The 19976-nt window shown below is 54.1% G+C and carries 20 protein-coding genes; 5 read left to right on the plus strand and 15 right to left on the minus strand.

What is annotated here, in order from left to right:
• The first annotated feature begins 1 nt into the window (after position 1).
• Entirely contained in the window at positions 2–517 is a 516-nt protein-coding gene (locus IE054_RS05225; RefSeq protein ID WP_229805010.1) for a hypothetical protein, read from the plus strand.
• On the opposite strand, the gene ggt is transcribed toward IE054_RS05225, so the two are convergent.
• Positions 514–2184 carry a gamma-glutamyltransferase gene (ggt, locus tag IE054_RS05230; protein WP_189404072.1) on the minus strand — a complete coding sequence of 557 codons (1671 nt, stop codon included), beginning with the start codon at positions 2182–2184 and terminating at the stop codon, positions 514–516. The two genes, IE054_RS05225 and ggt, sit on opposite strands and share 4 nt — an antisense overlap.
• Positions 2185–2188: 4 nt before the next feature.
• Positions 2189–3565, minus strand: a complete 1377-nt coding sequence (locus IE054_RS05235) for a Na+/H+ antiporter NhaC family protein (protein WP_189404074.1) — start codon at positions 3563–3565, stop codon at positions 2189–2191.
• 312 nt (positions 3566–3877) lie between these two features.
• On the opposite strand from IE054_RS05235, the gene IE054_RS05240 reads away from it, so the two are divergent.
• Positions 3878–5704, plus strand: coding sequence for a glycoside hydrolase family 3 protein (locus IE054_RS05240; protein WP_189404077.1), 1827 nt, complete (start codon positions 3878–3880; stop codon positions 5702–5704).
• Here IE054_RS05240 and IE054_RS05245 read toward each other — a convergent pair.
• Genes IE054_RS05245 through murQ form a run of 3 tightly spaced genes read right to left on the minus strand, consistent with a single transcriptional unit; the run spans position 5676 to position 10544 of the window.
• Entirely contained in the window at positions 5676–8474 is a 2799-nt protein-coding gene (locus IE054_RS05245; RefSeq protein ID WP_189404079.1) for an FAD-binding and (Fe-S)-binding domain-containing protein, read from the minus strand. The genes IE054_RS05240 and IE054_RS05245 overlap by 29 nt on opposite strands.
• Positions 8461–9627, minus strand: a complete 1167-nt coding sequence (locus tag IE054_RS05250) for an exo-beta-N-acetylmuramidase NamZ family protein (RefSeq protein WP_189404081.1) — start codon at positions 9625–9627, stop codon at positions 8461–8463. The genes IE054_RS05245 and IE054_RS05250 overlap by 14 nt, the downstream gene beginning before the upstream one ends.
• The gene (gene murQ / locus IE054_RS05255; protein ID WP_189404083.1) at positions 9624–10544 is read right to left on the minus strand and encodes an N-acetylmuramic acid 6-phosphate etherase; all 921 of its coding nucleotides are present in this window, start codon (positions 10542–10544) and stop codon (positions 9624–9626) included. The genes IE054_RS05250 and murQ overlap by 4 nt, the downstream gene beginning before the upstream one ends.
• Positions 10545–10745: 201 nt before the next feature.
• On the opposite strand from murQ, the gene alr reads away from it, so the two are divergent.
• Entirely contained in the window at positions 10746–11819 is a 1074-nt protein-coding gene (gene alr, locus IE054_RS05260) for an alanine racemase (protein ID WP_189404085.1), read from the plus strand.
• A 63-nt stretch (positions 11820–11882) separates the two neighbouring features.
• Entirely contained in the window at positions 11883–12665 is a 783-nt protein-coding gene (locus tag IE054_RS05265) for a ZIP family metal transporter (protein WP_189404087.1), read from the plus strand.
• 10 nt (positions 12666–12675) lie between these two features.
• Here IE054_RS05265 and IE054_RS05270 read toward each other — a convergent pair whose 3' ends face one another.
• The 3 genes from IE054_RS05270 to IE054_RS05280 all read right to left on the minus strand — a co-directional run bounded on the left by IE054_RS05270 (position 12676) and on the right by IE054_RS05280 (position 14460).
• Positions 12676–13341: a YitT family protein gene (locus IE054_RS05270; RefSeq protein ID WP_189404089.1), complete on the minus strand. Its 666-nt coding sequence runs from the start codon at positions 13339–13341 to the stop codon at positions 12676–12678.
• 183 nt (positions 13342–13524) lie between these two features.
• Positions 13525–13839 (minus strand): hypothetical protein, encoded by a 315-nt coding sequence (locus IE054_RS05275; RefSeq protein WP_189404776.1) that lies wholly within the window; start codon positions 13837–13839, stop codon positions 13525–13527.
• A gap of 165 nt (positions 13840–14004) precedes the next feature.
• The gene (locus IE054_RS05280; protein ID WP_189404091.1) at positions 14005–14460 is read right to left on the minus strand and encodes a hypothetical protein; all 456 of its coding nucleotides are present in this window, start codon (positions 14458–14460) and stop codon (positions 14005–14007) included.
• A 211-nt stretch (positions 14461–14671) separates the two neighbouring features.
• Between IE054_RS05280 and IE054_RS05285 the strand changes: the two genes are divergently transcribed.
• Complete coding sequence (locus tag IE054_RS05285) at positions 14672–15841, plus strand: saccharopine dehydrogenase family protein (protein WP_189404093.1); 1170 nt, start codon at positions 14672–14674, stop codon at positions 15839–15841.
• A gap of 20 nt (positions 15842–15861) precedes the next feature.
• Here IE054_RS05285 and IE054_RS05290 read toward each other — a convergent pair whose 3' ends face one another.
• The 7 genes from IE054_RS05290 to IE054_RS05320 form a co-directional block, all read right to left on the minus strand.
• Positions 15862–16260, minus strand: coding sequence for a DUF3224 domain-containing protein (locus IE054_RS05290; protein ID WP_189404095.1), 399 nt, complete (start codon positions 16258–16260; stop codon positions 15862–15864).
• Between the two features lie 43 nt (positions 16261–16303).
• Positions 16304–16549: a DUF6868 family protein gene (locus tag IE054_RS05295; protein ID WP_189404097.1), complete on the minus strand. Its 246-nt coding sequence runs from the start codon at positions 16547–16549 to the stop codon at positions 16304–16306.
• Between the two features lie 10 nt (positions 16550–16559).
• Positions 16560–16760 (minus strand): hypothetical protein, encoded by a 201-nt coding sequence (locus IE054_RS05300; protein ID WP_189404098.1) that lies wholly within the window; start codon positions 16758–16760, stop codon positions 16560–16562.
• A 30-nt stretch (positions 16761–16790) separates the two neighbouring features.
• Entirely contained in the window at positions 16791–17165 is a 375-nt protein-coding gene (locus IE054_RS05305; protein WP_189404099.1) for a SpoIIAA family protein, read from the minus strand.
• Between the two features lie 73 nt (positions 17166–17238).
• Positions 17239–17691, minus strand: a complete 453-nt coding sequence (locus tag IE054_RS05310; protein ID WP_189404100.1) for a YaiI/YqxD family protein — start codon at positions 17689–17691, stop codon at positions 17239–17241.
• Between the two features lie 205 nt (positions 17692–17896).
• Positions 17897–18652: a LytR/AlgR family response regulator transcription factor gene (locus tag IE054_RS05315; protein WP_189404101.1), complete on the minus strand. Its 756-nt coding sequence runs from the start codon at positions 18650–18652 to the stop codon at positions 17897–17899.
• Entirely contained in the window at positions 18645–19745 is a 1101-nt protein-coding gene (locus IE054_RS05320) for a sensor histidine kinase (RefSeq protein WP_229805011.1), read from the minus strand. Before IE054_RS05320 ends, IE054_RS05315 begins: the two co-directional genes overlap by 8 nt.
• Between the last annotated feature and the right edge of the window lie 231 nt (positions 19746–19976).

The raw sequence follows: 19976 nt of genomic DNA on the forward strand, positions 1-19976 counted from the left end.
AATGAACAAAAAGACATACCTACGTTACGTGATCTGCCTGATGGCAGCGTTAAGCGCCGTCGCCGCGGCTAATCCACATACCATTGACGTTGAGCTGAAGGTGGCCAATGCGGTTGATGAATTGCTGTTATTCCGGGACGGCCAGCAAATAGACATTATCGATTTTCCGAAAAACAAGAAATTTATTCGTTTTACCTTTCCTGACGGCTATCGAAAATTTGACCTGAAAGTTTTTGAAATGAATGAAGTCGCTGAAAAAGAAACCATAATGGCTGCCTATGCCGCGAGTCGTGAACAAGGTGTCAGCCAATTCAACACCTTGTGGCGAGGACATGCCTCCAGTACGCAAAATGCCCGTGAGTTTCAGGTACACCAGCAGGGTCGGTCGACGCTGGTGGTGCGCAATAAAAATGTGGATGGCACGCCCGAAGGCGTGCTGCACGATTATATTTTACGATTTTCGGTGAATGGTATTACCTATCTGAGCGACCCGAGTATCCGTAATAAACAGAACTAGTCGGTGTGCGCGTCCCGCACCATGGCCTCACCGCGCCCGCTTTGTTCAGACGCTGCGCTGAGCCCGGTGCTGTCCTGCTTGATCAGCTGCACGTCGCCAAACCGGCGTCTATCCAGGGTATAGCCCATTTGCTCCAGGTGTTTGAGGGTGCCGGTGTCAAAACCTGGGTGAACACGGATAGTGTCTTTGGGCCATAGCTGATGGTGAAAACGGGGCGCATTGGCGCTCATTGTTGCGTTTTGTTCGAAAGCCAGTGCATTAAGAATGGTCTGGGTCACCGATGAGATAATCGTGGTTCCGCCAGGCGAGCCGGTGACCAGTGCTACCTCGTTATCGCGCAGCACGATGGTAGGCGTCATGGAAGACAGCATCCGTTTACCGGGGGCGATGGCGTTGGCTTCCCCACCAATTGCGCCGAAAAAGTTGGGTACGCCCGGCTTGGCACTAAAGTCATCCATTTCGTCATTCAGCAAAAAGCCCGCACCGGCTACAACCATGCCACTGCCAAATGACAGGTTTAGCGTAGTGGTATTCGAGACCGCGTTACCGTGTTTATCGACGATAGAAAAATGCGTGGTGTCCTCACTTTCAATCAAACCGGGCTCTACCGGTTTTGACGGCGATATTGCGGTGGGGTTAATGTCACTGGCTCGCCGCGCAAAGTAGGCGGGATCGGTGAGTGCCGCCACGGGCACATCAACAAAGTCCGGGTCGCCAAGGTATTCGGCGCGGTCAGCAAATACCCGTTTACCAATTTCGGACATTACGTGCAGATAATCGGGTGAGTTGTGCGCTGGCATAGTATGGGTAGTGGCATAAGCTTCCAGCATATTCAGCCACTGCGCGACGGCCACGCCGCCTGAGCTTGGTGGCGGCGCGGTAACCAGCGTAAAATCGCGCCAGGAAAGACTTAACGGCTGACGCCACTTTGCCTGGTACGCTGCCAGATCATCTGTCGTGATCAGGCCGCCATTATCTTCCATAAAATCTTCAATCTGCGACGCCACCTTTCCCGCATAAAAGCCGTCATGGCCGTGCTGCTGTATATGGCGCAGGGTTGCCGCCAGTTCAGGCTGAACAAAGCGCTGGTTGCTCTCTATATCACCAAAGTGGTCGGCAAAATTAGTCTCTATACCGCGTTGTGAAGTACGCTTTATGTACTTTGCGACGCGATCAGCAAGATGGGCAGGGACGACAAAGCCATCTTCGGCCAGGGCAATTGCCGGTGCCAGCAACCGCGCCCAGGGCAGCGTGCCGTACGCCTGATGGGCTTTCCACATGCCAGCGACCGTGCCAGGCACACCGGAGGCTTTCGCGCCGAATAAGGGCTCTCTGGTTTTTACCTTACCCTCGTCATCCAGGTACATATCACGGTGCGCGGCACCCGGCGCTTCTTCACGGTAATCCAGAAAGCGCTGTTCGCCGTCTTTGACGATGGTCATAAAGCCACCGCCGCCAATATTACCGGCTTCGGGCAGGGTCACCGCCAGCACAAACTGAGCGGTAATTGCGGCGTCAACGGCGTTACCACCGTCATCCAGCACCGCCATGGCAGCCTGAGCACTAAAGGTGTCTGGCATAGCAACAGCCTGCTGTGACGGTTGCGGGTCACTGGCACAGCCAGCCACTCCGAGCAAACAGATGAAGAGGTATAAGAAACGAACCATGGGTTTATCCAATCATTATCAGGCTGGTAATGAAGTAGGCTACCAGTGTCATGCCACCGGCGACAAGCGCGTAGGGCAACTGGGTTTTCACGTGGGTGAGGACATCGCAGCCTGCAGCCAGCGATGACACGGCCGTCGTGTCAGAAATGGGCGAGCAGTGATCACCAAATATGCCCCCTCCCAGTATTGCGGCAACCACCAGAGAGGGGGGCAGCCCAAGCGTCTGGATCAGGGGCACGCCAATGGGTATAAGAATGGCAAACGTGCCCCAGGATGTGCCTGTGGTAAACGACATCACGGCCCCTGCCAGAAACAACATGGGTACAATCAGGACCAGTGGCAGATATTCGCCCACAATACCGGCTACAAAAATGCCAGTACCTAACGCTTTGAGGCTATTGCCTAACGTGAGTGACAACAGCACAATAGTGACCAGGGGCAGCAGTTCACCCATGCCCTTGAAGCCTACTTTGACGGCCTGCTGATGCGTGAAACGCCCATACCCAAGCAGCAACAGATAAGCCACTGCGGTCGCCAGCGCGGTGGCGTAAAGTACTGATTTACTGCCACTGCCGTCGGCAATGCTGCCATTGCCGGTCCACAGCATAAAGCCAACCATACTCAGCACCATGACAATGAGCGGTACCAGCATGTAGCGGGCCTTAGTCGCAGGCTGAATTTCCGGCGCGCTGTCAGTTTTGTGTTTGAGTGCTTCCTCGGCTTTCATCGGCCCGTGTACTTTATCGCGGGCGATGGTATAGGCGACAATGCCAAGTGTAAAAAGCGCATAAAAGTTAAGCGGTACACTGCCCCATAAAATGCTGGCGGCGGAGCCACTTAATTCGTAACCTTCAAGCATGGATAGCACAAAGGCGCCCCAGCCATTGAGCAAAATCAGAATGCAGACCGGTGCGCTGGTACTGTCGATGATGTAGGCCAGGCGCGCACGGCTCATTTTAAACTTATCAAACAGACCCCGTGCAAAAATGCCCGACGTAAGCACACTTAAATTTGATTCAATAAACACCGCAATGCCGGTGAACATCGTGATCCCGCCAACCTGACGACGTCCCCGTGCAACGCCTTTTCCCACCAGGTAGTTCACGGTGGCAGTGACGCCCCCAGAGTCCCGGATATAGGCCAGTAATGCACCGACCAGCACTGAGAAAATCAAAACCCGCGTATTACCGGGGCTCGCTGCGGTATTAATGGCTTGTTCGATGGCGTTGATGGGGGCCAGCAGCAGACTACCGCTGTTATTCACAGTAAGTAGCAATGCCTCGGCGCACAGCACGGCCAGCAGTAGCGCCAGAATGACTTCTTTTTTCCAGAAAACGACGATTATCGCCACCAGTGGGGGGATGACTGACACCCAATCCATATCAAACGCGCCTTGTATCTAAAGGTTCTGCCACGGCAAGGGTGGCACAAAATAGTTGGTAACCGACGGATCCTACGCAACTGCCTGCTGTTGCGCCAGTTATCATTCGTTCTATGTCATTGTTTTTCAGTATTAACGCGCACTGTCGACTGGTGCGGCGTGACTGCCATGGCGCGGTACAGTGGTAAAAGCCAGTACGCCTGTCATTGTCGCAGCGTCATGCAACCCTGTCGATATGCTGCTTGGCTGAGTTCGGTTGTGGCGATAGACTTACCTGCATGCATTTCCTATTACGTTATTAAGTGGCCCCTCATGCGTTATTTTTGTTTGCTGGCAGTGTGCGTTTTTTCATTATTCACCGAGGCCACCACGCTGTCTCCGGTGCAGAAACTGGGGCAGAAAACCATCATCGATTTACGCTATTTCTGCGTCGATGGCACACCGGCTGACGCCTGTCGAACACCGTTTACTCACATTACCGCACAAAACCGCCAGGTGATCACCGACCTGCTGACAGAGTATGCGGTAGGCGGGGTGATTTTGTTTGCCGAAAATATTGAGAGCAGCACCCAGCTCATCACGCTGAACTATGAGCTGCAGTCGATCATGCGAAAAGCCGGCCTGCCGCCTCTGTTTATTGCCATCGACCAGGAAGGCGGCAGAGTGGCACGGCTGCCAGAAGACATGGCGGTGCGGTTTTCCGGGAATATGGCTATCGGCGCAACGTATGCAAAATCTGGCACCCGCTTTGCCAAAGACGTGGCGAAAGGGATGGCATCAACCCTTAAGCGGCTTGGGATTAATGTTAACTTTGCGCCGTCACTGGATGTAAACAGCAATTCTGATAACCCGGTTATCAATGTGCGCAGCTATGGCGAGCAACCGGCAATGGTGGCGGCGCTGGGAGAGGCGGCAGTCAGGGCCATGCAACAACAGGGTGTAATAAGCGCAGTGAAGCATTTTCCCGGTCATGGTGACACCCATACAGACAGCCACAGTCACTTACCACGGGTCACGCATGACCGTGCTACCATTGATAAACAGGATCTGCTGCCATTTAAGCGTGTGATCCGGGATGCCGCACCGGCCATGGTGATGACCGCGCACATACAGTACCCGGCACTGGACAGTGATACCGTCGTCAGCCAGTCGGGCAAAGAAACGATTGTGCCGGCCACCATGTCCTCACGCATACTCACCGACCTGTTGCGCGACCAGCTAAAGTTTAAAGGCCTGATTGTGTCAGACGCCATGGACATGGCAGGGATCACGACGTTCTTTTCGCCTCAGCAGGCGCTCGCGACGGCATTTGCTGCAGGTGTTGATGTGGCACTGATGCCGCTGCCGCTGCGCGTGCCGGATGACATTACAGGGTTTGGTGAGCTTCTTGCCAGTGTTGAAAAGCTGACACAACAACAGCAAAACGGCAAAGCAAGGCTTGAGGCATCGCTGGCACGAATTCGGGAAACCAAAACGGCTTTTAGTGTCGGTGCATTCATCAACACGTCGCTGACTGCGCGGCTTGCAAGTGCCAAAAACACGCTGCCTCAGCCGTCGAATCTGGCGCTTGACCGTGACCTTTCGCGCCAGGCTATCACTCGTATTACGCCTTCTTCTGCTGTCACGCTGAGCCAGCAAGCCCAGTGGTTGTTTGTTATGCCAGACCAGGCTCATTGTGTGGCTGCCCGGGCGGCAGCGACTGCCAAAAATATAACGTCCAGGTGTTTGTCTTACTTCTCGCTGCCACCATCAGAAGTAACACAAAAGGCCGTCGCGGCTGCCGACGCGATAATCGTCGGCGATATTACCCCTCAGCATGCCATCTACGAAACCGGAGGGCTGGATCCGCAGGTTCCCCGTGCCACGCTTTCAAGTCAGCACGCATGGCTTAAAGCGGTAATGAAGACCGCACAGAGCAACCATAAAAATGTAGTGTTTGTCGCTATGCGTGCGCCTTACATAGTGACAGAGATGGCCCCCTTTGCCAGTCAGACACTGGCCAGTTATTTCTACAATGTTGGCGTAACAGGGCAGCGCGCGCGCAGTGTGATGTTCGACAGCCTGACTGAGGTGCTGCTTGGTAATCAGGCTGCACAGGGGACATTACCGGTTACGGTACCGCTTGCCCCGGCGCGCTGACTTCATCGAGTAAATACGCTACATGCGCATAGGGAATGCCGCCGTGGTGAGATAGTCCCAGTTCACAGGTTCGGGAATTGGAGACGCCACGACGGCAGGTGTCAGGGATCTGACCCCGCAACGTTGCCAGCGCACTGGCATTCAGTGCCGGCCTGAACAACCCTTTATCACCGGCAAATCCGCAACAGGCAATATCGTCAGGTTCACAGACCTTCGCTGCACACAACGCGGTGAGAGTACGCAGCGCGGCGCCATGATCCAGATGCGTGCTGGAACAACTGACATGCAACATAACGGTTTCCTGCACAGGCGTAATTCTAAGCTTAGGAACAACGTATCGAAGTAAGTATTCACTCATTTCAGTGGCATTGATTTCTGGGATCTGCTTCGCAGTGAGCGCACAGGTGCTGGCGTCAAATACCACGGGGAAGTCAGGGGATGGGCTACTGTCTGTCAGTGCAGATTTCAGCGCTTGCTGAACATGATGCGCTGCATGTTGCCGCCCATTGCTGCTAAACGGCTGCCCACAGCAGGTATTGTCATACCCATCTGGGATGCGGACGTGGAGCCCGGCTTTTTTACACAACTTTAAAAATATTTCTGAAAGTGAAGGCTTACTTACCTCACTGCCGAATAATCGGTTAGGGCAGGCAGGAATGTAAAGTACATCGGGCTGCGATGACGATATCGCTGCCGGTAACGGTGCCGGCGCCGGTAAAGTGGGAATGATATACGGAAACCGACCTTTCGTCAGGCGGTTCACAGAACCGCTGAGTGAGGCCACAGCCTGTTTACCCACCAGCCGCGACACCTGATGCGTGGCCCGAAGCCCCAGTCGCTGTATCCCGGTTGACCGGGAAAAGTGCCTGGCCTGCCATGAAAGCGCAGAAGACGACTCCCGCTCACGTAACTGCAGGATCCACTCACCGGTGTTAATGCCTACCGGGCAGCGGGTTGCGCACATGCCGGTCGCGGCACAGGAATCGACTGACAACGCCCCAGTGGCCTGGCTGATTTGCTGCTGTGCGGCCTCTGATAATGACGCGGCCCGACGTGCCAGTGCAATACGCTGACGCGGCGAAAGCGTGTGGTGCAACGACGGGCAGGCGGGTTCACAGAATCCGCACTCAATGCAGGTATCCACAATGTCATCTATGGCTGGCAGGTGTTTTACATGCCTTACATGTGCCTGTGGATCGTGATTAAGGATCACGCCGGGGTTCAGGATCCCAGTCGGGTCAAGTAAGGTTTTCAGCGACTGCATCACAGCCACGCCATCTGCTCCCCACTGCTGAGCAAGAAACGGCGCCATATTTCGCCCGGTCCCGTGTTCTGCCTTCAGGCTGCCGCTAAACTGACCGGCCACCGTTTCGACCACGGCCTGCATAAAGGCATCGTAACGCTTAAGCTCACTGTCGCTGACACCCTGACTAAACACAAAATGCACGTTTCCATCCAGCGCGTGCCCAAAGATGATGGCGTCGTCGTAGCCAAAGCGAGAAAACAAATCGGTCAGTGCGCGTAAACCGTCAGCCAGCACAGACAAGTCAAACGCAACATCTTCAATGATCACCGTGGTGCCAGTGTCGCGCACCGCACCAACGGCCGGAAACAAGCCTTTGCGGATATCCCAGAGCGCATTGATCCTAGCCGCATCGTCGGTAAATGCACACATGGCGACCGGCTGCTGTGAGACCGGGCAGTCAGCAAATGCTGCATCTATCTGCGTTAGCCTGTGGGTAAGCTGCGCCGAATCATCACCACCAAGATCGATGAGCAAGGCAACCTCTCCCTCGTTAATCTGCTGCGTGTAAAAATCACGGAGAAGCGGTTGTACTGCGCGCAGCGCTCGGGTATCCATCAATTCTACCGCATCGGCCTGATAGTCGCGCAACACCGGTATCAGCGCACAGGCCGCGTCAATGTCCGGGAACAGATACAAACCCGTAGCGCGCAGCACAGGGATTTCAATGGTGTGGTAGGTGATATCGACAATAAACCCTAAGGTGCCTTCTGAGCCGATCATCAGGTGGCTCAACATGTCTATTGGGTCGCTGAAATCAACCAGCGCATTCAGTCCGTAACCCATTGTGTTTTTTAAACGAAACTGATGGGCAATGGCGTCACTGAGTCCCGGCGTCGTTGCGATAGTTGTGGCCAGTTCGGTCAGTGTTGCCAGCAACGTCGCATGGCTTTGCCTGAAAGCGGCCACGCTGTGGGGGTTCAGCGTGTCGAGTACGGTGCCATCGCTAAGCATCAGCGTCATACCTGCCAGCGTATGATAACTGTTGTTTTTCACACCGCAGCACATGCCGGATGCATTGTTCGCCGCGATGCCCCCGATTTTGCAGGCATTAATCGAGGCGGGATCCGGACCAATTTTCCGCCCATAGGGCGCCAGCAGGGTGTTGGCTTTGGCGCCAATAACACCGGGCGCCAGGCGAATTTTTTTGCCCTGATCGAGAATATGGGCGTCTTGCCAGTCGCGCGTCAGCATAACCAGCACCGAATCGCTGACGGCCTGACCGGAAAGGCTGGTGCCAGCGGCACGAAACGTCACAGCGATACCGTGTTCGGTGGCCAGACGAAGCAGCGACTGCATGGCCTGCGGGCTGTGTATATACACAACCAGGCGCGGTGTCAGCGCATAAAAACTTGCATCGCAGGCCAGCGCGGTGCGCCGTGGCAAATCATCGATAATCTGCCCGGCGGGTAAACACTGGCAAAGCGCACGATGAAAAGCCTTAAACGCCTGCTCAGTGTTCGTCATGAGCCTGACCTTTCGGATACAGCAGGTAAGGCGCGCGTCTGGCACGAAATGCGGCCAGCGGTTGCTGCCATTGCTGACGAATTTCACTCGGCGTTGCTCCCGCCTCAATGGCTTCGCGCAACGCCGATGTACCGGCTAACTTGTCGAAGAACGCCGGGCGGGTGAAAAACGGTACGTCAGTGTCGTTGAAACGCTGGTAAGCGGCAATCAGCAGCGCCAGGTCAATCCTGTTACTGCGCGGCGCGGTAAAGCGCTGTGCCTGTAACGTTTTACCGTTAAGTTTTGGCGAGGGCGCCGCCTCGTTGCCGGCGATAGTGACAGGCGTATCGCCCAGCATCACCTGATCATGACCAATAAGCTGAAAAGGCGTTGCGGTGCCGCGCCCCACACTGACCGCCGTGCCTTCAAAAAAGCACAGCGTTGGATACAGTGAGATGGCCAGCATATTGGGCAGATTAGGGCTTGGTGGTATTGGCAGTGTATAGGGCGTACTGCGGCTGTAACCGTCGACAGGGATCACATGTAAGCGCAAGGCCTGTGACGCATTGATCCAGCTTTCGCCCTTTATCATCCGTGCCAGCTCGCCCAGGGTCATGCCATGCATCACGGGAATAGGGTGCATCCCCACAAAAGACTGAAATGCGGGAGCCAGCACCGGGCCATCGACGATCCCTATATGCGGATTAGGCCTGTCCAGTACTACCACGCTGATATTTTGCTCGGCTGCGGCCTCCAGCACATAGTGCAGGGTGCTCAGGTAGGTGTAGAAACGGGTACCGACATCCTGCATATCAAAGACCAGCACATCGACATTTTCAAGCATGGCTTTGGTCGGCTTTTTGGTGCTGCCGTACAAGGAATGCACGGGTAGACCAGTCTTGCTGTCAGTGCCATCCGCTACCTTTTCGCCCGCCGCTGCCTGACCGCGAAAACCGTGCTCAGGCGACATCACGCTGACCACATTCACCTCGTGCTCACGCAATACGTCCAGCAGGTGTTTGTCGTTTACGCGGGCCGTATGGTTGACGACCAGCGACACCCGCTTACCTTTCAGCAGCGGGAGATACTGGTCGGTCTTAGCAGCGCCCACACTGATAGCAGCAGCTGGCAGGCATATCAGGCTAAGCAGAATTACTATAAGGTACCGCATCATTGCGCCGCCTTACGTAAAAAGCCCTGGTGCCTGGTCAGGCGCGTGCGGGCAGCGGCGGCATCACAGCCGGTCAGCTGCATGAGTATGGCCACTTTTGTCTCATTCCCGGCCGCCGCCAGCACTTCTCTGGCGGCTTCAGCATCACAGTCTGTTGCCTGCATCACAATGCGTACGGCCCGCGCCTTGAGTTTGGCGTTACTGGCATTCACGTCCACCATCAGGTTCTGGTAGGTCTTACCCAGCCGGATCATCAAAGCGGTACTGAGCATATTTAATATCAGCTTCTGTGCCGTGCCTGACTTCATACGGGTCGAGCCCGTCAGACATTCCGGGCCCACCACTGCACACAGAGGCACATCTGCATGGGCAAAAATAGCAGCATCGGGGCTGCACGCAATGGCAGCCGTAAAGCAGTTATTGCGCCGGGCACAGGCCAGTGCGCCACTGACATAGGGAGTACGGCCGCTGGCAGACAGTCCGATGATGACATCGTCAGACTGAATATTCAGTGACAGCATATCCTGCTCGCCCTGATCACTGTCATCTTCGGCACCTTCGACAGCATGAGTGAGTGCTTGCTCACCGCCGGCAATCACCCCCACCACCAGTGTATCCGGCACACTAAATGTAGGGCGGCACTCCACGGCATCCAGTATGCCCAGCCGGCCACTGGTACCGGCGCCGACATAGATTAGCCGCCCACCTCGCTGAATACGCGGCACGGTAGCATCAACCACATCCGCTATGGCAGGCACCAGCGACGCTACAGCCGGCGCCACTTTCGCATCCTCATGATTAATGCGGGCGAGAATGGCTTCGGTTGGCAGGGTGTCGATATCCATGGTGTCGGGATTGCGCCCTTCGGATATCAGGCTGGCCAGTGAGGCCAGTAGTGCGGCGTCTGATTGTGTGCTCATAATGCTTTTTGAAACAGTAACAACTATTGACAGAATGGCTTTCACCTTAGAGGATTGCAGGATTTTTGTATAGGGTAATTCGAAGCCGCACGGGTCATGCTAAACTGCTGTCTTAATGCGATTTACACCTGTGCGTCATGCCATTGGTAACGCAGGCGCAAAAACCATGCGTTAGCCCCAGACTGAGGAATTGTCAGCGCCGTGAGCAGACAGACACAAGCCATTATTCATGCCAATGCAATTACTGAAAATTTTTCGGTTTTGCAGGCGCTCGCGCCGCAAAGTAAGCCCATGGCCGTGATCAAAGCAGATGCCTACGGACATGGTGCAGTCACCGTAGCGCGATTGCTGCGTGACCAGGCCGTACGCTTTGCCGTGGCCATTATTGAAGAGGCGATTGCGCTACGCGAGGCGGGTATTACCGCGCCAATAGTGGTGCTTGAAGGGCCCCATCAGCCTAAAGAATGTTATCTGGCCAGGCAAAATGACTGCGTAATGGTTATGCACAGCGAACAGCAACTGCAATGGGCCAGCGATTGTACCGACGCAGACCGCCCGGCTATCTGGATCAAAGTAGACAGTGGCATGCACCGCCTTGGCTTTTCATTAGAGGATACCCCCCGGGTACTCAACCGCTACCGGCATATTATAAGCGATGAGTCGGTGCTGGTGACGCACCTTGCCAGTGCCGATGATTTGCAGTCAGACTTTACGCAGCGCCAGCTGCAGGCTTTCAGAAAAGTCAGTGAGGACGCCGGGTTACCGGTAAGCATTGCCAACTCACCGGCAACCATCGCCTGGCCACAAAGTCGCGGTGACTGGAACCGGCTGGGCGTGGCGCTGTTTGGCAGCGGTCCGCCCCTGCCTGAAGGCGCGGGCGCGCTGCGCCCTGCCATGACACTGCGGTCCAGTGTGATGGCGCTGCATGCAGTCCCACAGGGCGAGGCGGTGGGATACGGACAAATGTGGACAGCCACCCGTGACAGCATTATTGCAACGGTCGGTATTGGCTATGCCGACGGGTACCCGCGCCATTGTCCGAATGGCACCCCCGTTATGATTAAGGGTCAGCGTGCAGCGCTGGTCGGTCGGGTTTCCATGGACATGATCACCATTGATGTGACCGACATTGCCGGTGTAAAAATGGGCGACCGGGTTGAATTGTGGGGCGCGCATATTCCTATCGATGAAGTAGCAGCCTGGGCGGGTAGTATTGGCTATGAGCTGATGACCCGGGTATCAGCGCGGGTGCCGCGTATCGTGCGGCATGACTAGCACGTGACCGTTTGCGGCAAAAGCGTGGTATAAAGGCCTACAACACATTATTGATCAGGCTGTATGAATCCATCAGATATCATTTCCATGGGCGTCGTTGCCAGCTTCTGTGCCAGTATGGGAACGGCATTGGGCAGCTGTGGCGTATTTGCCATACGTACACTTTCACGCCGTCTGGAAGATGGCCTCTTGAGTCTGGCTGCAGGCATAATGCTGGCCGCAACCTTCTTTTCGCTGCTGTTACCCGCGCTGGAGCATGCCGGCGGCGCTCAGGGGGACGCGCTCACCAGTGCGCTGGTGGTCGGTCTTGGGGTGCTGCTGGGCGCCGGGACGCTGTTTTTCATTCACCAGCATGCACCGCATGAACATTTCCAAAGTGGCCGGGATGGCGCCACAGACATTAAGCTGGGCCGGATCTGGCTGTTTGTTATTGCGATAACCCTTCACAACTTTCCTGAGGGACTGGCTGTCGGCGTCGGCTTTGCCGGTGGCGAGGTAAAAAATGGCGTGACCCTGGCCCTGGGGATTGGGCTTCAGAATATCCCCGAAGGTCTGGCGGTCGCGGTGGCATTGCTATCCGTAGGCTATTCGGCGGCAAAAAGTGCGGGCATTGGTGTGTTATCCGGTATGGTAGAGCCGGTTGGTGGTCTGGTGGGCGCTATTGCGGTGTCGACCGCTGCAACCTTAATGCCCTGGGCTCTGGCGTTCGCCGCGGGAGCTATGCTGTTTATTATTAGTGATGAAATCATTCCTGAAACCCATCAGGGCGGTCACCAGAACCTGGCAACCTTCACACTGCTCGGCGGCTTTGTACTAATGATGGGGCTGGACGTGGTGCTGGGTTAGCATCACCACGTCAGCTATTTTGCGGGTGCATTGTGGCGTTAGCCTGTAATTCACTTTGCTGACGTGGCGCGGTTTTTTTCGGCGGGGCGTAGCGCTCCGGACGGTGGTTTAAGGTGATCACCATGTTCAGGCAGAACGCTGCCAGAATTGAAATAGCAACCAGCGGCCAGGCAATGAAATACAGTGAGCTAAGCAAAATAATACAGTCGACGCCAAGCTGAAAATAGCCAGCACGAATGTTGTAGCGGCCCTGAAGGAAGAAAGCCAGGATCCCCAGTCCACCCAGACTCGAGGAGTGGCGGAACATAATCAGCATCCCCATACCAATAAGAATGCCGCCAAATACGGCCGCAAAAAACGGATTGATATGACTGATATCCACAACACGGTGCACCTGCTCTGTGAGAACCGATACCGTGGTAACCGAGATAAAGGTATTAAATGTGAAGCGCTTGCTGATTTGGGTCCACGCCAGCGCGTAGAACGGAATATTGATAAGAAAGAAAATAGTGCCAAAGCTAACGGGCAGCGCATGGGTACCAAGCAGCGCCAGACCTGCCGCACCACCGACCATCAGATCCTGAGACTGAAACAGGTGTACGCCGAATGCGACAAACAAACCGGCGCAAACCAGGGCAAACATGTCTTCAAACACACTGTGTTTTGCAATGGGCATAAGGGAAATAACCTGTTGAAGGAAAACAGGATAATTATACGTTTGTCAGAAAATGTTGACAGGCCGGCAGGCCATTTGATGCAGCGTAAAAAGCAGTCAAAGGTACGCATCGCTTTACGAGTTTTTGCCGGACAGTGAATGCTGTGTTGATGCAATGTAAAACCTGCACCAGCATGGCGCAGCTTATTTCAGCATCATCTGCGCGTGGGCAACCCGTTCATCTTTTGTGAAGTAGATACGGCAGTGAAGACCATCTAAGTGCAGCGGGCTGCGCGCAATAGTGGTACTGCCATTGGCGGTAAAGCGGGTGTCGTAGGTAAGCAGGTTTGCGGTATCGAGCTGCCTGAAAACGCTTTTCTTAGTCACTCCCGGACTGAAATTTCCGCATAAATACATCACTTCTTTTTTGGCTTCGATCCACATTACCGTAACGGCAATCAGCGCGCCAACAAGCAGCACACCGGCAAAGACAGTTAATAGCGAGCGGGTAATCATCATGCTGCAAAGTGTATCTGTGCGGGCTTCGGTTGTCTATGCATTACCTCATCAACATCCTCAAACCAGGACACCCACATCTTCAGCCTCAAATCAGGACACGCACACGTTCAGGAGCATCCATCATGGGCACTGCACGTTGTTCACTGTACGGTTGCGCGTATGAGGTTAGTCAGGGTGCATCCACATGCGTTCACGGCGGGACGGTTTGGCGAAGGTAAAAATACTTAGCCAGATAACCGGCGACAAGACCAGCGCGACAGCCAGGGTAACACCAGAGGGGTTATCGCCGTACAGGTAGGTATTGATAAAGCGTTCAAATCCCACCGGATCCCAGAACGCAATACCGGTATTGCCGTGAAGAAAAACCGTGCCGGCGATAGTCACGGCCAGACAAAACCATTTGCCGCGGGGTTCATAGCTTTGTGCAAGGAAAGCGGGGATCAGACCGGCAAGCGCTATCATCAGCACATCCCGGGCCAGTTTGGTACTGTCATCATCTACGCTGACATTCAGTAAACCGGCAAGCTCATCAACGGTTGTGTATTCCATCGGTGCCATCGTCAGCAGATAATAAAAGCCGGTCAGGCACACGCAAAAAAATGCAAAAGCCACGTAGCGCATAATTGTCCTTATTCTTCCCTATCCTGGCGGATAAGTGATTTTTATTCTTTTCAATTACGCTAGCAGGTTTGTCAGTAAAACGCGACTTTCACCATTTTACAGGGAAGCAGTGTGATCTTAATCCCCGTCAATACCCGTTTATTCGACAAATAAATAGTTGTTACTACGCGCCCGGGTGTAGGCTTTAGTCAGACTCAGACAGGAGACATGCATGACACAAGACAGAGAATTTGACGTCGTAATTTTTGGTGCAACCGGCTTTACCGGCCAGTTAGTCGCCGAATATTTTCAGCAGGCATACGCAAGTAACCCGGATGTCGCCTTCGCGCTGGCCGGACGCAACAGGCAAAAGCTCGAAAATGTGCGGGATGAACTGGGCGCATCGGTGCCGTTACTGGTTGCTGACAGTGACGATGAGCAGGCACTGACCACACTTGCCAGAAAAGCCAGCGTTATCATTACCACGGTTGGGCCCTACCAGAACTATGGCGAAAAGTTACTGGCGGCATGTGCAGAAAATGGAACCGGCTATGTGGATCTCTGTGGTGAGCCAGCCTGGATGCACGATATGATTGAAAAGTATGAGGACAAAGCCAAAGCGTCCGGTGCCGCCATTGTGTTTTCCTGTGGCTTCGACTCAGTGCCCTTTGATTTAGGCGTCTTCGCGCTGCAACAGCACGCGGTGAATCAAACCGGCGCCGTGATACCTCACGTAAAAGGGCGTGTACGTCAGATGAAAGGCCGGTTCTCGGGCGGCACGGCTGCCAGCCTGCAGGCAACCATGGAAGCGGCGAAAAAAGACAAGTCAGTGATGAAAATTCTGGGCAATCCTTTCTCACTGGCTGACACTGACCATGCCCACCCGCAGCCTGATGGCAGCAAACCTTACCACGATGATGAGCTGGGCACCTGGGTGGCGCCGTTTATCATGGCAACCATAAATACCAAGAATATTCACCGCAGCAATTATCTGATGCATTATCGCTATGGCGATACCTTTGAATACGATGAAATGATGATGACCGGGCCGGGCGAAAAAGGCGAAGCCATGGCCCGGCATGTGGCTGAAGACAAGTCGATGGAAGGCGACGATGCGCCTAAGCCCGGCGAAGGCCCCAGCCGCGAAGAGCGTGAAAATGGCATGTACGATCTGCTGTTCACCGGCAAGGCCGAAAACGGCAATATGCTGTCGCTGTCAGTCAGAGGCGACAAGGATCCTGGTTATGGGTCTACCAGTAAAATGCTGTCTGAATGCGCATTGTGCCTGTGCCAGGATGTGAGCATTGAAGGCGGGTTCTACACGCCAGCCGCCGCGTTTGGCGAGGCGCTCATCGAACGTCTTAAACACAAGGCTGGCTTAACATTTACTGTCGAGGCATAGTCAGAAGAGCGGTGTAAAACTCAGTGGTCCGCCAGCTCGTAGTCGAAGGTATAATAGTGCTGACCCCCTTTTATTTCGATATTCATGGTACCGGTTAACCCTGTCAGTTCACCGGTACCTGAACCGGGCACCACCTCCAGCTTCAGGTAGTCTTCGCCATCCTGCATAATGCCAAAATGTTGCAGCACAAACGTGCCCTTTTTACCTGCAAGCGACCCGTTTACCTGTTCAATAGCCACATACCCTGCAGCGCCCTGCACGCCGGTCATCACGCTTAACATTTCACCCTGACTGCTCGCATCCAGCGCGCCGTGAAAGGTTTTATCCAGTGTCATACGGCCAAGCTGGTTACCCTCAAGGCCTGTTGCGTATGTATCTGTGGGATTTAGTTTTACATCAAAGCTGTTAGTAATCTGCATGGTACTTTCCCTGTCACTTGTCACTATAGTGTAGAACCTGCTATCAGGTCATCATGAGTAATCCAATATACGGGACCAGAAAGAAAACCACTACCAGCATTTTGTAATACGCAATAAAACGAAAATACATCGGCAGGATCTGGGTCTCTGTCAGGCCGGTCAGTGAGGCATGGATACGCAGAAGTAGCGGCCTTACGGCGACAACCAGAACCGCTGTCACGGTAAGCATTACCAGGTGAATTACCAGGCACCAGCCAAGCAGAGTCTGCAGTTGCGAAAGCGTAAGCACTGGCGAGACCTTACTGGCTGTGCCGAAGTCTGGCCCGCCACATAATAAGGCCAAAAAACACGCCCATAGCAGGGAATATAACCAGCGCCAGGCCAAGACCGTCGGTAAACGCTTCATTCCCGGTCAGTGTTATAATCAGCTTAAACAGTATCGCGGTCGGCAGCCCCCAGCCAAGCACCCCGGTCAATAACACAAAACGCCATTTTTTCATTCGTGGATTTTCCATCATCTGTGATTGCTCCTAATCATTGAGCCAGCTCATTGCGGTTTTAATATCTTCAAAGTAACGGGCTTCACCAGAAATAAACCAGTTGCCTATCCTGGCCACCAATTCCTGCCAGTACCTGGTGCCGTATATGGCAACCTTTTCGAATTCCCGCCCATGTTTGAGGCCCAGCTTAAAGTCGTCCCAGGCGGCCCGTGGCTCCCATCCCTCAAATTCTGTGGCATCAATGAAGATACGCACTTTTGGCCCTTTCACTTCGGCCAGTGCACCGTCAATCAGCGGAGTGATAGCGGCATAGTCCTCATGAGTCAGTTTCCCTGTGGCCTTCATGGTCAAAAAGAACTGCTCGTCTGTGCGCTCAATTCCAATCGTAAGGCCGTGACGTTGCATAATGTGACTCCTTTAAACGGATGACACCGGTAGTGACCCTCTAAAAGTAGCGCAGGATCGCAACGTTTGCCTGCTATGCGTTGCGATTCGCCGCCAGCCAGGAATCCAGTGCATTGCCAAAGGCTTGTTTTTCGCTGCTGCTCAGTGCAGCCGGTCCGCCGGTCTGGATCCCGCTGCTGCGCAGCGTGTCCATAAAGTCGCGCATGTTAAGCCGTGACTTTATATTTTCTTTGGTCAGCACTTCGCCACGTGGATTCAGCGCGGTGCAGCCTTTAGTGATAACCTCGTCTGCCAGCGGAATATCACCGGTGATGACCAGATCGCCTGGTTCGCAGCGGCGGACAATTTCGTTGTCAGCCACATCAAAGCCTTTTGGCACCTGTAGCCGTGAAATATATTTTGAAGGAGGGATTTGCAGGTACTGATTGGCTACCAGAGTCACCCTGGTTGCGGTGCGATCGGCGGCACGAAACAGCGTTTGTTTTATTGCCACCGGACAGGCATCGGCATCAACCCAAATATTCATGGTGTGCAGCTCCCACTGCTAAACAGATAAGCCCGATACTATACAGCAAACAGCCCGGCATGCAGACAGATACCATCAAAAGCGCTGTGGCAACAGCTCCGGGCCCACATCTGCGCAGACCGAACGGTGGTGAACATCCTGTCGTCGCAAATTGATGGGGCCGTCAGCGCATAATGCCAACGCTCACCGACCTGGAACAGGCCGGTTAGTCCAAATAAGCAGACAAACGGTTTCTGTTGCGTCGTGACAGCGTTACCTTATCGCCACCTGACAGCGTGATTTCGTAGTCGCCTTTGCTACCGGGCCTCAGCTCTTTTATGCTGCTTTGGCGGACAATGGTAGAGCGGTGGATGCGCACAAATTCAGAGGGATCAAGCTGGCTTTCAAGACGCGTCAGGGTTTCTCGATGCAGCACCTGTGTGCCATCGAGCAGATGCAGCTCCACATAGTTTCCCGCCCCGGCAATGTAATTGATATCCTCAACATTGAGCAACCGGATGCGCCCCGGCTCTTTGATCACCAGGCGGCTTCTGTGCTGGCTTTGCTGCTCAGTTTGAATATACGCAAAAAACTGCGCCATCTTATCCCGGTCAAAACCAGCACTGTTATCCAGATGATGGCGGGCTTTATCCAGCGCGGCAAAAAAGCGTGCATCATCAAAGGGTTTGAGCAGGTAGTCCACCGCGCACAATTCAAAGGCCTCCACCGCATACTCATCATACGCGGTCACAAAGACCAGCGCACAGTGATAAGGGAGTTTATCTGCCAGTTGTACGCCGGTCTGCCCGGGCATCTGTATATCGAGAAAGACGATATCAGGCTGGTGTTGCTGCGCCAGCGCCAGGGCTTCGTTGCCATCTTTAGCTTCTAAAATGGGGCCGATATCTGACTGCGACGCCAGTAAGTTGGTGACAATTTTGCGGGCAATGCGCTCATCATCTGCAACCAGTACGTTATGCATGGCCGTCTCCCGTAGGAATAGTAAGGTGCGTGACATACAGCCCGTCAGGGGTTTCCTTACAGGTCAGTAAGTCGTCACGATGGTACAAATGGCGCAGACGCTTGCGACTGACGTCCAGACCGATGCCAAAGCCCTTGTGGCCCGCACGCTGACAGGCCTGATTGGTCAGCTCAATCTCCAGCTGCTCAGGGTGAGCAGCAATGCGCAATTTCAGTAAGTTATGATTGCTTTCAAGCTGCGAGCCGTGTTGCACAGCATTCTCCACCAGAGTATGTAACAGCATGAAGGGGACGTCACTATCCAGCGCGGCCTCATCGGTGTGGATGTCGATATCCAGCTTGTCTTCAAAGCGAATTTTCTGGATCGCCAGGTAGCTGTGAATAAAGGCCATTTCCTCGCGCAGACTGGTGAGCTGATTTTTCTGGTTTTCCAGCACCGTACGAAACATTTTTGAAAGCTCGCTAAGCGCGTTTACCGCATCGGCTTTGTGCTCCAGACGCACAAGGCCTGAGATGGTGTTAAGGGTGTTAAACAGAAAGTGCGGGCTTAGCTGTGACTTCAGCGACTGCAGCTCTACCTCCAGCAACTGACTGCTAAGCCTGGCGTTACGCACAGTTTCCTGTTTACTGCGGGTGTAGTAAGTGACGCTAAAGCCAATACTGGCTACTGCCAGGTAAATCAGTAAATCAAGGTGCATGGGGCTGCGCTGCAATTCAGCCACGAACTCCTTGATCGCCGCCAGCGTCACTCCGGTTTCACTGTACAGCAACAGGACCTCGATAACTGTCAGCCCCCAGTACAGTGACATTAGTGCCGCCATCAATAACAGATTCTTACCGGCAAATTGCCAGGGCTGTCTGGGATCAAGATCAATCGCACGAATTGCCGCAATGGTGAGCGGGGTCAGGATGATCCAGTTGCCCCACCAGGGCAGGTAACGCAGCCAGACCTCATGCCAGATCAAATCCCGGCCATACTCGGTACCAACCCGGAAACTGTTATCGGCGGCCAGCGTATTCATCAGTAGCCAGAAGAGTGCAGAAGACAGCACAAATAAGCGGGAAGGAAAATGTCGGCGAAGTGACGTCAGCATGAGTACAGCTACCTTAAAACAAGGCGCAAATTATGGCGGTAAATATAGCCAGAGCGCAAATTATGTCCGGCTCCGAACATCCGTATTGCAGCATTCTGAAGCAGTGTCACCCCTTCAAATACCCCAGTCGTCACGTCATAACCTCCGTTTACCCCACCCATTTCGCCGTTTATGTATTGGCATCTTCCTTAAGCCTATGCAGGTTCTGCAAGCACGGCAAGTGCGCCAGAC

The organism is Alteromonas halophila, from assembly GCF_014651815.1.
Classification (GTDB): domain Bacteria; phylum Pseudomonadota; class Gammaproteobacteria; order Enterobacterales; family Alteromonadaceae; genus Alteromonas; species Alteromonas halophila.

Bases quoted from the DNA above. Each gene is read 5' to 3' on its own strand.
- IE054_RS05275 (WP_189404776.1), bottom strand. From the start codon at position 13,839: ATGATGATTACCCGCTCGCTATTAACTGTCTTTGCCGGTGTGCTGCTT.
- IE054_RS05305 (WP_189404099.1), bottom strand. From the start codon at position 17,165: ATGCAACGTCACGGCCTTACGATTGGAATTGAGCGCACAGACGAGCAG.
- IE054_RS05290 (WP_189404095.1), bottom strand. From the start codon at position 16,260: ATGCAGATTACTAACAGCTTTGATGTAAAACTAAATCCCACAGATACA.
- IE054_RS05265 (WP_189404087.1), top strand. From the start codon at position 11,883: ATGAATCCATCAGATATCATTTCCATGGGCGTCGTTGCCAGCTTCTGT.
- IE054_RS05315 (WP_189404101.1), bottom strand. From the start codon at position 18,652: ATGCATAACGTACTGGTTGCAGATGATGAGCGCATTGCCCGCAAAATT.
- IE054_RS05235 (WP_189404074.1), bottom strand. From the start codon at position 3,565: ATGGATTGGGTGTCAGTCATCCCCCCACTGGTGGCGATAATCGTCGTT.
- IE054_RS05240 (WP_189404077.1), top strand. From the start codon at position 3,878: ATGCGTTATTTTTGTTTGCTGGCAGTGTGCGTTTTTTCATTATTCACC.
- IE054_RS05245 (WP_189404079.1), bottom strand. From the start codon at position 8,474: ATGACGAACACTGAGCAGGCGTTTAAGGCTTTTCATCGTGCGCTTTGC.
- IE054_RS05300 (WP_189404098.1), bottom strand. From the start codon at position 16,760: ATGAAAAAATGGCGTTTTGTGTTATTGACCGGGGTGCTTGGCTGGGGG.
- IE054_RS05225 (WP_229805010.1), top strand. From the start codon at position 2: ATGAACAAAAAGACATACCTACGTTACGTGATCTGCCTGATGGCAGCG.
- IE054_RS05285 (WP_189404093.1), top strand. From the start codon at position 14,672: ATGACACAAGACAGAGAATTTGACGTCGTAATTTTTGGTGCAACCGGC.
- ggt (WP_189404072.1), bottom strand. From the start codon at position 2,184: ATGGTTCGTTTCTTATACCTCTTCATCTGTTTGCTCGGAGTGGCTGGC.
- murQ (WP_189404083.1), bottom strand. From the start codon at position 10,544: ATGAGCACACAATCAGACGCCGCACTACTGGCCTCACTGGCCAGCCTG.
- IE054_RS05320 (WP_229805011.1), bottom strand. From the start codon at position 19,745: ATGCTGACGTCACTTCGCCGACATTTTCCTTCCCGCTTATTTGTGCTG.
- IE054_RS05270 (WP_189404089.1), bottom strand. From the start codon at position 13,341: ATGCCCATTGCAAAACACAGTGTGTTTGAAGACATGTTTGCCCTGGTT.
- IE054_RS05280 (WP_189404091.1), bottom strand. From the start codon at position 14,460: ATGCGCTACGTGGCTTTTGCATTTTTTTGCGTGTGCCTGACCGGCTTT.
- IE054_RS05310 (WP_189404100.1), bottom strand. From the start codon at position 17,691: ATGAATATTTGGGTTGATGCCGATGCCTGTCCGGTGGCAATAAAACAA.
- IE054_RS05250 (WP_189404081.1), bottom strand. From the start codon at position 9,627: ATGATGCGGTACCTTATAGTAATTCTGCTTAGCCTGATATGCCTGCCA.